The 12,797-nt window shown below is 71.1% G+C and carries 13 protein-coding genes and 2 pseudogenes; 7 read left to right on the plus strand and 8 right to left on the minus strand.

Going from position 1 to position 12,797, the window contains the following annotated elements:
* The first annotated feature begins 58 nt into the window (after positions 1–58).
* The 5 genes from KOI47_RS17965 (at position 59) to KOI47_RS17985 (ending at position 6,208) form a co-directional block, all read left to right on the plus strand.
* On the plus strand, positions 59–2,647 hold the full coding sequence (locus KOI47_RS17965) for an ABC transporter permease (RefSeq protein ID WP_216204675.1): 2,589 nt from the start codon (positions 59–61) through the stop codon (positions 2,645–2,647).
* Positions 2,640–3,344 carry an ABC transporter ATP-binding protein gene (locus KOI47_RS17970; RefSeq protein WP_232376089.1) on the plus strand — a complete coding sequence of 235 codons (705 nt, stop codon included), beginning with the start codon at positions 2,640–2,642 and terminating at the stop codon, positions 3,342–3,344. The genes KOI47_RS17965 and KOI47_RS17970 overlap by 8 nt, the downstream gene beginning before the upstream one ends.
* A complete protein-coding gene (locus KOI47_RS17975) occupies positions 3,337–4,029 on the plus strand; it encodes an ABC transporter ATP-binding protein (RefSeq protein WP_408629832.1) in 693 nt (230 codons plus the stop codon). The genes KOI47_RS17970 and KOI47_RS17975 overlap by 8 nt, the downstream gene beginning before the upstream one ends.
* Positions 4,030–4,068: 39 nt before the next feature.
* Complete coding sequence (locus KOI47_RS17980; RefSeq protein ID WP_216217374.1) at positions 4,069–5,142, plus strand: GDSL-type esterase/lipase family protein; 1,074 nt, start codon at positions 4,069–4,071, stop codon at positions 5,140–5,142.
* An 88-nt stretch (positions 5,143–5,230) separates the two neighbouring features.
* Complete coding sequence (locus KOI47_RS17985; protein ID WP_232376090.1) at positions 5,231–6,208, plus strand: SRPBCC family protein; 978 nt, start codon at positions 5,231–5,233, stop codon at positions 6,206–6,208.
* Between the two features lie 17 nt (positions 6,209–6,225).
* Here the strand turns inward: KOI47_RS17985 and KOI47_RS17990 are convergent, their stop codons facing one another.
* Positions 6,226–7,101, minus strand: coding sequence for an SDR family oxidoreductase (locus tag KOI47_RS17990; protein WP_232376091.1), 876 nt, complete (start codon positions 7,099–7,101; stop codon positions 6,226–6,228).
* A 111-nt stretch (positions 7,102–7,212) separates the two neighbouring features.
* Between KOI47_RS17990 and KOI47_RS17995 the strand changes: the two are divergent.
* Positions 7,213–7,575 (plus strand): annotated as a pseudogene (locus tag KOI47_RS17995) (winged helix-turn-helix transcriptional regulator); the annotation flags it as partial.
* A gap of 180 nt (positions 7,576–7,755) precedes the next feature.
* On the opposite strand, the pseudogene KOI47_RS36300 reads toward KOI47_RS17995, so the two are convergent.
* Positions 7,756–8,055, minus strand: a pseudogene (locus KOI47_RS36300) (MarR family winged helix-turn-helix transcriptional regulator); the annotation flags it as partial.
* A 56-nt stretch (positions 8,056–8,111) separates the two neighbouring features.
* On the opposite strand from KOI47_RS36300, the gene KOI47_RS18005 reads away from it, so the two are divergent.
* A complete protein-coding gene (locus tag KOI47_RS18005; protein WP_216204680.1) occupies positions 8,112–8,582 on the plus strand; it encodes a PPOX class F420-dependent oxidoreductase in 471 nt (156 codons plus the stop codon).
* 37 nt (positions 8,583–8,619) lie between these two features.
* Here the strand turns inward: KOI47_RS18005 and KOI47_RS18010 are convergent, their stop codons facing one another.
* The 6 genes from KOI47_RS18010 to KOI47_RS18035 all read right to left on the minus strand — a co-directional run bounded on the left by KOI47_RS18010 (position 8,620) and on the right by KOI47_RS18035 (position 12,773).
* On the minus strand, positions 8,620–9,471 hold the full coding sequence (locus tag KOI47_RS18010) for a phosphotransferase (RefSeq protein WP_232376092.1): 852 nt from the start codon (positions 9,469–9,471) through the stop codon (positions 8,620–8,622).
* A gap of 265 nt (positions 9,472–9,736) precedes the next feature.
* Positions 9,737–10,474 carry a GAF and ANTAR domain-containing protein gene (locus tag KOI47_RS18015; protein ID WP_216204686.1) on the minus strand — a complete coding sequence of 246 codons (738 nt, stop codon included), beginning with the start codon at positions 10,472–10,474 and terminating at the stop codon, positions 9,737–9,739.
* 143 nt (positions 10,475–10,617) lie between these two features.
* Positions 10,618–10,917, minus strand: a complete 300-nt coding sequence (locus KOI47_RS18020) for a hypothetical protein (RefSeq protein WP_216204691.1) — start codon at positions 10,915–10,917, stop codon at positions 10,618–10,620.
* On the minus strand, positions 10,904–11,155 hold the full coding sequence (locus KOI47_RS18025; protein WP_216204694.1) for a hypothetical protein: 252 nt from the start codon (positions 11,153–11,155) through the stop codon (positions 10,904–10,906). Before KOI47_RS18025 ends, KOI47_RS18020 begins: the two co-directional genes overlap by 14 nt.
* Before the next feature lie 20 nt (positions 11,156–11,175).
* Positions 11,176–11,631, minus strand: a complete 456-nt coding sequence (locus KOI47_RS18030; protein ID WP_141995600.1) for an Lrp/AsnC family transcriptional regulator — start codon at positions 11,629–11,631, stop codon at positions 11,176–11,178.
* The gene (locus KOI47_RS18035; protein ID WP_216204698.1) at positions 11,628–12,773 is read right to left on the minus strand and encodes a M24 family metallopeptidase; all 1,146 of its coding nucleotides are present in this window, start codon (positions 12,771–12,773) and stop codon (positions 11,628–11,630) included. Before KOI47_RS18035 ends, KOI47_RS18030 begins: the two co-directional genes overlap by 4 nt.
* Positions 12,774–12,797 lie beyond the last annotated feature (24 nt).

Here is a 12,797-nt window from a genome sequence, read left to right on the forward strand (position 1 = left end):
CGACGGCAACGCGTGCGAATCGTCACCGTATCGGGTGTGGATTCGGTAGCGTCCGCACATGCGTTCTCGGAGGGGTCTGGGGTTGCCGTGGCGGAAGGCTCCCCGGGCCGCGCTGTCCAGCCCGCTCACCATGATCACCATCGCGGCCACCGCGCTGCTGTCCTGCTTCCTCGCCATGGCCGCCGTGCTGCACACCGCGGCCGCGGGCGGCGCGGCGACCGGCTACCAGTCCGACACGGTCTGCCCGGACCTCTACGGCCCGATGTTCACCACCCTGCCGGTCTCACTGGACACCGCCGACGCGATGATCGACATCGTGCGCCGCCAGGCCGCGGAACACGGCTTCAGCACGCCACGGGTGTCCATGCACAGCAGGCTCGCCGACACCTCGCTGCGGGGCGAGTCCTTCCGCACCCGGATCAGCTACGCCGAGCAGGGACTGGACCACCTCGAGCTGGTGCGCGGTGATCGCTCGCCGGGACTGTGGATGGGCGCCCGGCTGGCCTCGGCTCGCGACTTCGGCCTCGGCATCCGCGGCAACGGAGCGACCCTGCCCGCGGTCACCGGCATCTACACCGACCTCGAGCGGCCCGCGCCGCGCTGGTGGTGCTCGCAGCAGCATCTGGCGGTGCACAACCGGATCGCCGACCACATTCCCAGCGGGTTCGTCTTCTTCGCCACCGACCGGGAGACCTTCGCCGAGGCGCTGCGGTCCCATCCCGACCTTGCCCCGCCCCGGATCGAGCGCTTGTCGCTCACCTTCGACGATCCGGCCCCGGCCACTCCCGCCGAGGCCACCGCGCGGCTGGACCGGTCCCGCGAGCTGATCGCGGCGGTCAGCGCACAAGTGCGCGCACAGGGGCTACCGGAGCTGGCCGGCGAGCTGCCGTTCGACCAGTCCGTGCGGATCGCGCAGGAGGCGCAGGGCAACGTGGCCTTCTCCATTCTGCCGCTGGCCGGGCTGAGTGTGCTGGTCGGCTGCGGCGGCATCGGCACCGTCGGGTTGCAGTGGTATCAGCGACGGCACGGCCAACTGCGGCTGCTCGCCTCCCGGGGCTCCAGCCCGGGAGCACTCGGTGGCCTCGCGGTGGCCGAACTCGGCCTGCCCCTGCTCGCGGGCGGGCTGACCGGGATGGCGCTGGCCCGGCTGCTGCTCCCGGTCTACGGGCCGCCGGGTGAGATCCTCGCCGCGGACCTGTGGCGGGGCGCGCTGGTGGCGGCAGGCGTGCTGGTCCTCGCGCTGGCCCTGCTGGCCGTATTGGTCGCCCTGCGCGCGCATCGCGAGTTCCAGCTCGGCAGGCTGGGCTCGCGGCGCCGGTTCGCCAGGATCGCCATGCTGGTGCCCTGGGAACTGCTGACCGCCGCACTGGCGCTGCTGGGCTGGCTGCGGCTGCGCGACCACGGCGGGTTCGGCACCCTGTCCGATCCCCTGCCTCAGGTCGATCCGCTCGCCCTCACCTACCCGGTGTTCGTAGTACTCACTGTCGGCCTGCTCGCTGCGCGGCTGGTCTGGCTGCTGCTGCATGCCTCCCGCCGCACCCGGCTGTGGTCGCGCCCCGCGCTGCAACTGGCCATCCGCAGGCTCGCCGGAGCCAAGGCCCCGGTCACCGGCGTGCTGGTGATCGGCGTGCTCGCCATCGGCACCCTCGCGGCGGGCACCGGCATCGCGGGCGGCCAGCGGCAGGCACTGGACACCAAGACCGCCATGCTGGTCGGCGGAACCTCCCAGCTGGGGATCGGCAGCTCGGTCGGCCTCGGCGAGGTCCCGCTGCCCGCGCAACTGCGGGACCAGAGCACCGTGGTCGGCAGGCTCACCGGCGCCGGCAACATCGTGCTGGTGGTGGACCCCGCCACCTTCACCCGCGGGGCAGCCACCGAGGCGGTGCCCGGCGGACGGGTACCCCGACTGCTGGACCGGCTCGGCGCCCCGGGACCGCAGGGCATCCCCGCGATCCGGGTCGGGCACACCGCGGCCCAGTCGGTGGCCCTGCCGGGCCTGCCCGACGCGCACCCCGTCGCCGACCTCCCAGCCTTCCCGCTCATCGGCGGCGAACACGGCTACGTCATCTCGCGCGCGGCGCTGTCGGCGGAGCAGCTGGAGCTGATCCCGGACTGGCGGGTGGTGTCGGCGGCCCCGGTGCGCGAGGTGTCGGCAGCGCTCGGCGCGGCGGGCCTCACCCTGCACAACCCGCTGGACCGAACCACAGCGCTCGACGCGCTGCCGTTCTACGTGGTGGAGTGGGCGTTCTCCTACGTCAGCGTGCTGGGCGTGGTACTCGGGGTGGTGGCCGTGCTCGGGCTGCTGGTCGCGGTGGAGGTGCGCAGGCGGCAGAACGCGCTGGCCGGTGCGCTGCTACTGCGCATGGGGCTGCGGCCACGGGCACTCTTCGGCAGCCACCTGCTGGAGCACGGCGCGCTGGCCGGGCTGGCCATCGCCACCGGCGTCACCTGCGGGATCATCGTGGCCGGGTTCGCCGTACCCCGGTTCGACCCGGCGCGCTGGCTGGCGCCCCGTTCCGAACTGCCGGACCTCTCCCCGTTCGTGCTGACCGTCCTCGTCATCGGCGCGCTGGTGGTGGCGCTGGCAGGCTGGATCGCGGTGCGCTCGGTGCGCACCGCCAGGACCGCGGAGCTGCTGCGTGCATAACGAAGAACCGGCGGCGACGGAGCGCACGGTATTCGCGCTGCGCGACCTCGGCGTGGACTACCGCCCACCGACCGGGACGGTCACCGCGCTGGACGCGGTCACCCTGGACGTGCCGGACCGCGGGATCACTGTGCTGGCCGGCCCCTCGGGCTCCGGCAAGTCCACGCTGCTACGGGTGCTGGGCCTGTTCGAACGTCCGGCGCGGGGCACGGTGACCTTCGGCGGCACCGACACCGGACAGCTCGGGCACCGGGCACGAAGGGCGCTCCGGCGGGACCGGCTCAGCCAGGTGTTCCAGAACCCGCTCGACAACCTGCTGGACCACCTCACCGTAGCGAACAACCTGCGGGCGGCCGCCCAATCCGTGCGCACCCGGTGCGATCCGGCGCGGATCCTGGCGCAGCTGGGGCTGGCTGGCACCGCGGACTGGCGGATCACCGCACTGTCCGGCGGGCAGCAGCAACGACTCGCCTTCGGCTGCGCCCTGGCCAGGGGTTCCTCGGTGATCCTCGCCGACGAACCGACCTCGCAGCTGGACGACGGCTCGGCCGACCTGGTGCTGGAGACCCTGCGGCTGCTGGCCGAACGCGAGCATGCCGTGGTGGTGGCCGCCCACGACGACCGGCTGATCCGGCTCGGTGACCGGGTCGCCCGGCTGCGCGGCGGGAAGCTGCAGGGGGTGGAGGATCGTGCCTGACCGGACCGAGCGTTCCGACCCAGGGCGTCCGGCGCTGCATGCCGTCGGCCTGCGCCGCCGGTTCGCCCAGCCCGGCGGCGAGGTGGAGATCCTGCGCGGCCTGGAACTGCGGGTCACCGGTGGTGAACTGGTGACCGTGACCGGCCGCTCGGGCTCCGGCAAGAGCGCGCTGCTGGCCCTGCTGGGCGGGTTCGACGCCCCGGACGCGGGCACCGTCTCGCTGGACGGCGTGCCGATTGCAGGTGCCCCGTCCTGGCACACCTGCGCGGTACTCCCGCAGGCGCTCGGGCTGGCCGGGGAACTGACCGTGGCCGAGAACGTCGCGCTGCCGCTGCGGCTGCGCCCGGACGGCGAGCGGGACCCGGCCGCGATCGCCGCCAGGGTGTCAGCACTACTGGCGGAACTCGGGGTGGGTGCGCTCGCCGACCGGCACCCCGCCGAGGTCTCCTTCGGACAGCAGCAACGGGTCGCGCTGGCCAGGGCGATCAGCGGCAGGCCACGGGTGCTGCTGATCGACGAGCCGACCGCGCATCTGGACTCCGGCAGTGTGCCCGCCGTGCTGCGCAGCCTGCGCGGCTGCGCCGACGAGGGCTGCGCGGTGATCGTGGCCACCCACGACGAACAGGTGCATGGCATCGCCGACCGCAGGGTGCGCCTGCTGGACGGATTGCTCGCCGATATGTGATCGGGCCGCGGCCGGAGGTTCGTAGACTCGGTCCCGATGATGCGACGGTATCGGTGGTGGTTCGGCGGTCTCGCGTTGCTCGCGGTGGCGACCCTGGTGGCGGTGTTCGTGTTCGCGGGCAAGGAACCGGGGCCGGTGGACCGCCCCGGACCGCCGGGATCCGGACCGCTGACCATCGTCAGCATGGGCGACAGCACTCTCTCCGGGGAGGGTGCGGGCGACTACCTGCCCGCCACCAACGGGCAGGACGGAAACTGGTGCCACCGCTCGCGGAACGCGATGGTGCACCAGACAGACCTGCCCGGAGTCACCGCCACCGTCAACCTCGCCTGCTCAGGTGCCCCCTCGGCGCAGGTCGCGCTCGGCGACGTGACGCAGTGGACCGAGCCCTCGCAGGCCAGGCAACTGGCCACACTGATCAAGAATCACCGGGTGGTCGCGGTGGCGGTCGCGCTGGGAGCCAACGACGATCCGCATTTCTCCCGCCTGGTTTCGGAGTGCTTCCACGCCTGGTTCCGCGACAACGCGGCGCCGTGCAGCGAGCAGATCAAGGGCGACTGGCAGCAACGGATCGACGCGATGGTGCCCAAGGTCGTCGGCGCCCTGCGGGACATCAAGAAGGTGCTGCACACGGCGGGCTACCGCAGGACCGACTACGACCTGGTGCTGCAGTCCTACGCGGCACCGGTCGGCCCGGACATCCCCGAGGATCTGCGGTCGCTGAACGGCTGCCCGTTCAAGAAGACCGACCTGGAGTGGATCAGCGGCCCGGGCGTCGGGAAGCTGAACGAGGGGCTGCGCGAGGCCGCGCGGCAGGCCGGCACCCGGTTCCTGGATCTTTCCCAGGCCGGAACCGGGCATGAGGCGTGCAGCGGCGGCGCCGACCCGAGCACCGAGTGGTTCAGCAGGCTGACCGTGCAGTGGGACGATCTGACCAAGCTGGACCGGGTCACCCACGCGATCCAGGAGTCCTTCCACCCCAACGCGGCCGGGCACGCGCAGTTCGCCCGGTGCCTGACCGAGTTCCTCGGTACCGATACGCGGACCGCGGCCTGCCGGATCGGCGAGGACGGCAACCTGCACGCCGCCACGGTGCCGGACCCCAACCGCTGAGCCGGAGGACGTGCGGCCGGCCGGGTTGACGGCCAGTATGCCTAACCGGTTATATTGCCGTCGCGGTATTGATGGATGGGAGAATCTCGTGGGACCGAACTGGGCGACCATGGACACCGTGGACGGCAAGTCCGTGCTGCGTTTCGAGCGGCGGATCGCGCACCCGCCGGAGAAGGTGTTCACCGCTCTCTCCGACCCGGCCGAGCTGGCGCACTGGTTCCCCGCCAGGGTGGAGACCGAGCCGCGGCCCGGTGCGCCGATGCGGTTCGTCTTCCCCGGCGAGGGCACCGAGGAGGGCGAGGCGCTCACCGGGCAGGTCCTCGAGTTCGACCCGCCGAAGCTGTTCGCCTTCGAGTGGAACGGCGACGTGTTGCGCTTCGAGCTGACCCCGGACGGCACGGGCTGCCTGCTGGTCTTCACGCACACGGTCAGCCCGGACAACGGCGGCTGGCTGGCCGCGGCTCGCAACGCCGCGGGCTGGGACACCTGCCTGGCCGCGCTGGTCGCCGCGCTGGACGGGACCGGGCAGCCGGCCGCGGGCGACGCCGCGAGCATGCTGGCGAGCATCGAGTCCTACGTGGAACGGTTCGGGCTGGGCGAGGGTGAGGTGCACGAGACCGCGGACGGTTACCTGCTGCGGTTCGAGCGGGATCTGGTGTGGCGCCCGGCCGAGCAGGTGTGGTCCCAGCTGACCGCGGCGGCCGAGGAAGGCGCCCCGGAACCCGCGCCGGGCGCGGATCCGCCGCTGCAGGCGACCCACGGCTACCAGGAAGAGGGGCGGCTCACCGAGGTCGCGGCGCCGCACCTGCTGGAGTACGAGTGGCTGCACGAGGGAGCGCCGGCGGGCCGGGTCCGGTTCGAGATCCACACCGACCCGCAGCTGGGCACCCGGCTGGTGCTGACCCAGACGGTGCCCGCGCACCTGGCGGGATCGCTGGCCACCGTGCTGGCCGCCTGGCAGACCCATCTCGAACTGTTCTTCGCCGCCCTGTTCGGGGAGATCCGCTGCCCGTGGCCGGCCGAGCGCACCCGCGAGCTCGAGACCAGGTACGCGGCACGCCGGTGACCACCGAGTCCTGCCGGTCAGTCCGCAGGAAGCAGGTGGCGGTAGCTGTCCGGGTTGCGCCGCAGGAACTCGGCGAAGGACTGGGCCGGGTGACCGGTCAGGTCCGGCACCGTGCCGCTGACGGTGCTCACCTCCCCCGTCGCGATCGCCTCGTAGGAGCTGACCCAGCCCGCCATCTCCCAGTCGGCCACCCCGTAGCTCGCCCGCGAGGCGTAGGCCTCCTCCCTGGTCTCCGGCACGTAACTGACCGTGCGGCCGCTCGCCCGGCTCAGCGCCTCCGCGGCCTCGGTCATGCTCAGCGCCTCCGGGCCGGTGACCTCGTAGGTCCTGCCGTCATGCTCCGTACCGCCGCGCAACACCGCAACGGCCACGTCGGCGATGTCGTCGTGCGCCACCGCGGAGACCCGGCCCTGCCCGGCCGGCCCGCGGATCACCCCGTCCGCGCCGGCCATCCCGGCCAGCGCGGCGAGGTAGAAGCTGTCCCGCAGGAAGGTGTAGCGCAGGCCGGTGCCGCGGATGTGCTGCTCGGTGTGCCAGTGGTCCCTGGCGAAGGTGAAGGTCGCGTCCGGCGCCGCGCCGAGAAAGGACACGTACACGATCCGCTCGACCCCGGCCGCCACGGCGGCGTCCACCGCGGTGCGATGCTCGGTCACCCGGTCCGCGCTCTCGTGCGCGGACACCAGGAACAACGTGCCCGTCCCATCCAGCGCCCGGCGCATGGCGGCGCCGTCACCGTAGGGCGCCGGTGGTGCCGCCGTCGCGCCCGGTAGCCGGGGCAGCCGCTCGGGATCACGGCCGAGCAGCCGCGACGGTAACCCGGCCTCGGCGAGCCGGGCAGCCACCCGGCCACCGATCCCGCCGCTGGCGCCGGTAACCGCGATGACGGCGGGCACGGACGATCCATGAGACACAGTGGACATCGACTTCGACTTCCTTTCCGCCGGACTATCCATCCGGAAGGTAACCACTGGTTACCGAGTACTTCAACGTGCTATAGGTACCTCATGGTTACCGAGCCACGAGGCGATCTGACCGACCCGAACTGCCCCACCCGCGTCGTGCTGGACCGCATCGGGGACAAGTGGACCGTGCTCGTGGTCACCCTGCTCGCCGACGGCCCGATGCGGTTCACCCGGTTGCGCGCCGGAATCGGCGGTGTCGCGCCGAAGGTGCTCACCCAGACATTGCGTGCCATGGAGCGCGACGGCCTGCTGACCAGGACCGTGCATGCGGAAGTTCCCCCGAAAGTGACCTACGAACTCACCGAACTGGGCCGCTCCCTGCGCACCCCGATCAAGGCGATCGCGGACTGGTCGGAACGCCATGTCGGAAGGATCATGGCCGCCCGCGCGGCGGCCGATGAGTCTCATCAGGGGACCAGAGGCGATAGCGGTAGCGCAGGCGGCAAGGTCGTCCCGAAGCCGATGTTGTTCCTCCGTGGACAGCGGAGAGAGCATCTGCCGTTCGATGGAGCGCACGGCCACGCTGGCGGCGTGCAGCTTCTCCTGCCCGGCGCTCGTCAGCTGACTGGGCAGCGCGCGGCCGTGGGGTGCCTGCTCGGGTCGGGTGAGCAGGCCTCGGTCCTGTAACCCGCGGAGCACGAGGTTCATCGATTGACGGGTGACGAACGCGCCGCGGGCGAGTTCGGAGTTGGACAGCCCAGGGTACTGGCCGAGCAGTTCGAGGCAGGCGTACTGCGCCACGGTCAGCTCCAGCGGCCGCAGCACTGCGTCCATCGCGGTGTGCAGCGTGGCCTGGGCCTGTTTGAGGACGTAGCCCACCGAGCGCTCCAGGTCGCCCACGGTCTCCGCTTGACTCATGTCAGCATCTTGACACACCCTGGGCATGTCAACAACCTGACAAGCGGGGCGTTCAGCCTGTTCGGGACAGCAAGGAGAGAACGATGGCGGAGATCATCCGCGACGCGGCGGACGACATCGACAGCATCAACAAACTCACGGCTAGCAGGGAGACACGAAGCGCCGAGATCCCCGGCAGCCATACCGACCTGCTCGACAAGAAGGGCTTCGCGCATTTCTCATCACTCGGGCCGGACGGGGCGCCCCAGTCACATCCGGTGTGGTTCGACGCTGCTGACGGGCAGCTACTCATCTCGACCGGAACCGACCGGCAGAAATACCACAACATCCGGCGGGACCCACGGGTATCGATCTCGATCCTCGATCCCGACGACCCTTACCGCTACCTGGAAGTACGGGGCAACGTCGTCGAGATCGAGCCGGATCCCGAGAAGGCGTTCCTTGACCTGTTGGCACGCAAGTACCTGGACAAGGACACCTACCCCTACGAGCAGCGACGGGGCGTGCAGCGGGTGATCATCCACATCCAGCCCTCGCATGTCGTGAGCGGATGAGGATCTACGGTTACGACTGGGCCGCGGCCCAGTCGCGTCACCGGTAGCGCGTCCACCTGGCCGTGGTGTCCCCTTCGCGGAAGGTGCGCAACCGGTGGCGCAGCTGCGCCGCCAGTTCGGGATCGCTGTGCGCGATCGGCAGCGCGGAAGTGACCAGTTTGAGCTCACGCAGCTCGCGCAGCACCTCGAAACCCTCCCAGCGGGTGACATCGAAACCGTAGGCGGCGGCGAGGTCGTCGTGCAGGTGCCGGGCGTCCTGGAAACGGGACTGGGCGACGGCGGCAGGCACCAGATCCCATTCGACCGGGCCGATGCCGGTGGTGTCGAAATCGCACAGCACGGCACCCTCGGGTCCGGCGAGCAGGTTCCCCAGCCGCGCGTCACCGTGCACCAGCCCGGCGGGCAGCACGTAGCGCAGCCCCGGCAGCGCCGCCGCCACGGCAGCGCATCGGTCCGCGAGGAAGGCCAGGTCGGCTGCGGGCCAGTCCCCCGCGTCCCGCAACCGGTGCCGCAGATCCGGCAGCGGGTCCCAGCGAGGCAGGCCGCAGGTGCCGACCGGCAGCCGGTGCAGCCGCGACAGCAGCCGACCCAGATCGGCGGTGGTCGGCTCGGCGCCACCGGCCACCTCATGCCAGAAGGTCACCGCGTGCCCGCCCACGAGCACCGGTTGGCGCAGCTCACCGACCGGCCGGACCGCGGGGATGCCGTGTTCGGCCAGCAGCCGGGCGGCGATGACCGCATTGCCAGCCCGGTGCGCCAGTCGCGGGGTGAGGGTGATCTTGACGTACACCCGATCGTGCGGGAGGCGGAAAACCGCGTTGCCGACCAGGCGGACCAGTTCAGCCCCGGATACGGCCAGGCCTGCCCCGGCACAGGCCCGCGCGAGCACGGCCCGCACCGTATCCAGCCGCGTCCGGGACCGGTATGCACGTGCCGATTCCGCATTTCGATTCTCGTGCAGCCGTACTTGCGCGGTAATGGCACGGAAGGTATTCCGATCGAGCATTCCACTCGATCGTTCCACTTTCCCGTGCATCGCTGCCCCCTATTCGTAGGGTCGTTCCAGCGAACCTGGCACGACCAGGGAGAAACAGGGTCGGAAGTCCCACAAAAGGATAACAAACGAGCGTCGTGGAAAATCGTTCCGCGCCGGCCTACTCGGCGGGCCGCGCCGAGAGGATCGCGGCGACATCGGCGGTGCCGTGCACCACGGCCCGCGCGAGATCACCGAGTCCCTGCCCGGTGTCGCGACCGTGCCCGCGCAGCAACCGCAACGCCGGGCCCACGGTGACACCGGCCCGCTCGGCCAGCACGCCGGTGGCCTGCTTGACCAGGATGCGGCTGTTCAGCGCGGCCTGCAGTTCCTCGACGACGACCTCCGGGCTGCGCATCGCTCGCTGGTGCAGCACACTCACCGTGGCCACGTCGGTGAGCGCTTGGCCCAGCGCCAACGCATCCGGCTCCAGTGATCGGCGCGAGGTGCTGAACAGGCTGACCGCGCCGATCACCTCCGCCCGCAGCCGCATCGGCAGCGCGTGCACCCCGGCGAACCCGGCCTCCGTGGCCGCTGTGGCGAACCGCGGCCACCGCTGGGTGGCGACGGCCAGATCGGAGCAGGTTACGACCTGGCCACTACGGTAGGCCTCCAGACAGGGACCTTCCTCGTTCTGCAACTCGAACAGTTCCAGCAGCCGAACCTGTTCGGTGGAGGCGGCTACCAGGTTCAACGCGCCCCGATGGTCGACAAGGAGCAGGCCGGAGGCCGACAGGTCGAGCAGTTCGGCGCATCTGGCACTGAGTTCCTCGAGGAACTCGATGATCTCGAACCCGGCGACGAGCGAATCCGCCAGCGCGATGAACGCCTCCCTGGCCCGCCGGTCGACTGCCGTCATGACTCCGCCTCCTGCCGGGCGCGATCGGCGATCGCGGCCCATACCCCGGCCACCCGAGCGCGATCCACAACCGAACCGCCTCGTCTGAGCACCACGGACAGCTTCCGGCGACATCGTGAGAACTCTATCCAGCCGACGCCGGTTCAGAGATCCAGCGCGGCCCGCAGGGCAACGTCCACCCGTTCCTGCGTGTCTTGGTCGATCTCCGCGACCTGCTCGTTCAGCCACGGACGGTACAACCGAGTGATACCCAGGGTGGATATCCAGTAGCGCCCGTCCAGCGGTACGCCGAGGATGTCCTGCGGATCCTGTTCCAGCAACTCGGTACCCAGCAGCCACGGCCGCTCCGAGTCGTTCACGCCGTCCGAGGACAGCACCAGCACCGTGCGCGGCCGGGCTTGCTCCGTGGGTGGGTGGTAGGTCCAGATCTCACCCCTGCGCACGCAGCTCCGCTTCCGCCGCGGCGACCTCGGCCTCGTCCGCCGCGGCGACCTCGGTGCCCTCGGTGCCCTCCGGCACCCCGCGGCGGGTGCAGACAGGCGTGTACCCGGTACGCACGGCTTCCCTGCGAGCGGCCTTCGACAGCCAGGAGGACACCGAGATCCCGTCCGCCTTCGCGGCCCGCTCCGCGAACTCCAGCGCACTGGTGTCGAGCGACAGGGTTACCTTGCGTGTTGCCATACCAATGATCGTACCCTGCCTTACAGGGTGGGTGAACGTCCCTCGAACGGGGTGGACAGCACCACCGTGGTGCGGGTAGACACCTTGGCCGACTCGCGGATCCTGCGCAGCAGGTCCTCCAGCGCCAGCGGGGAGGCCACCCGCACCAGCAGGATGTAGGACTCGTCGCCCGCCACCGAGTAGCAGGACTCGATCTCGCTGATGTGCTCCAGCCGTTGCGGGTAGTCGTCCGGGGCTCCCGGATCGTTCGGGGTGAGCGAGATCAGCGCGGTGAGCGGCAGGCCGATCTGCTCCCCGTCCAGTCGCGCCGTGTAGCCCTTGATCACGCCGCGCTGCTCCAGTCTGCGCACCCGCTGGTGCACGGCCGAGACCGAGAGCCCGACCCGCTCGGCGAGATCGGTGAAGCTGCGCCTGCCGTCCGCGGCGAGCTCCCGCGCGATGGCCTGGTCCAGCGGCTCGAGCGAACCAGTGCTCATTGGTCGAGCACGACGAGATCGTGCGGACGGTTGTTCAGCGCCTCCACGCCATCCGCGGTGACCACGACGATGTCCTCGATCCTGGCGCCCCACCGGCCGTCCTGGTAGATGCCGGGCTCCACGCTGAAGGCCATGCCCTCCTCGAGCCTGAGATCGTTGCCGCCCATGATGTAGGGCTCCTCGTGCACGTCGAGGCCGATACCGTGCCCGGTGCGGTGGATGAAGTACTCGCCGAACCCGGCATCGCTGATGGGCGTGCGGGCCGCGGCGTCGATCTCCTGCGCGCTCGCGCCCGGCCGGACCGCGGCCACCGCAGCCCGCTGCGCCTCCTGCAGCACCGCGTAGGTGTCCGGCACATCGGCGTCCCGGGGTGCGCCGACGGCGTAGGTACGGGTGGAGTCGGAGTTGTACCCCTCCGGGATCGGCCCGCCGATGTCCACCACGACCACGTCACCACGCTCGATCACCCGGTCCGAGACGTCGTGGTGCGGGCTCGCCCCGTTCGGCCCGGAACCGACGATGACGAAGTCCGCGTGGACGTGCCCCTCCTCGAGGATGGCCGCGGTGATATCCGCCCCGACCTCGGCCTCGGTGCGTCCCGGCCGCAGCCACTCCCCCATCCTGGCGTGCACCCGGTCGATGGCGGCGCCCGCGGCGCGCAGCGCGGCGATCTCGGCGGCGTCCTTGCGCATCCGCAGCTCACGCAGGATCGGCCCGGCCAGTGTCTGATCGGTGCCGCCGAGCGTGTCCCGCAGCGCGAGTACGTGCAGGGCCACCATGGTATCACTCACCGCGATCCGGCCCGCCCCGCCGAGGCGCTCGCCGACCAGCCGGTAGGGGTCCTCGCCGTCCACCCAGGTCAGCATCTCCACACCGAGCTCGTCGGTGGGCACATCGGCGTATCCCGGCGCCTCCAGCCGGGGCAGCACCAGCGCGGGTGCGGCGTCACCGGCGGGGACCACCAGGGTGGTCAGCCGTTCGAAGGAACCACCTGCCTGGCCGATCAGGTACCGCAGGTCCGAGCCCGGCGCGATGAGCAGGGCATCGGTGTCCGCCTTCGCCGCGGCCGCCTTGGCGCGCTCGATCCGGGCGCGCAGGCTGGCAACGTCAGGGGCTGGGGTGTGCAAAGAACGACGCGACATGACCCGAGCGTAGCCGCCACCGGA

The sequence above is a fragment of the Amycolatopsis aidingensis genome (assembly GCF_018885265.1).
Classification (GTDB): Bacteria; Actinomycetota; Actinomycetes; order Mycobacteriales; family Pseudonocardiaceae; genus Amycolatopsis; species Amycolatopsis aidingensis.

What these genes read in the sequence shown, in the direction of transcription:
- KOI47_RS17965 (WP_216204675.1), top strand. Translation starts at nt 59, where the DNA reads ATGCGTTCTCGGAGGGGTCTGGGGTTGCCGTGGCGGAAGGCTCCCCGG.
- KOI47_RS17980 (WP_216217374.1), top strand. Translation starts at nt 4,069, where the DNA reads ATGCGACGGTATCGGTGGTGGTTCGGCGGTCTCGCGTTGCTCGCGGTG.
- KOI47_RS18005 (WP_216204680.1), top strand. Translation starts at nt 8,112, where the DNA reads ATGGCGGAGATCATCCGCGACGCGGCGGACGACATCGACAGCATCAAC.
- KOI47_RS18015 (WP_216204686.1), bottom strand. Translation starts at nt 10,474, where the DNA reads ATGACGGCAGTCGACCGGCGGGCCAGGGAGGCGTTCATCGCGCTGGCG.
- KOI47_RS18025 (WP_216204694.1), bottom strand. Translation starts at nt 11,155, where the DNA reads ATGGCAACACGCAAGGTAACCCTGTCGCTCGACACCAGTGCGCTGGAG.
- KOI47_RS18030 (WP_141995600.1), bottom strand. Translation starts at nt 11,631, where the DNA reads ATGAGCACTGGTTCGCTCGAGCCGCTGGACCAGGCCATCGCGCGGGAG.
- KOI47_RS18035 (WP_216204698.1), bottom strand. Translation starts at nt 12,773, where the DNA reads ATGTCGCGTCGTTCTTTGCACACCCCAGCCCCTGACGTTGCCAGCCTG.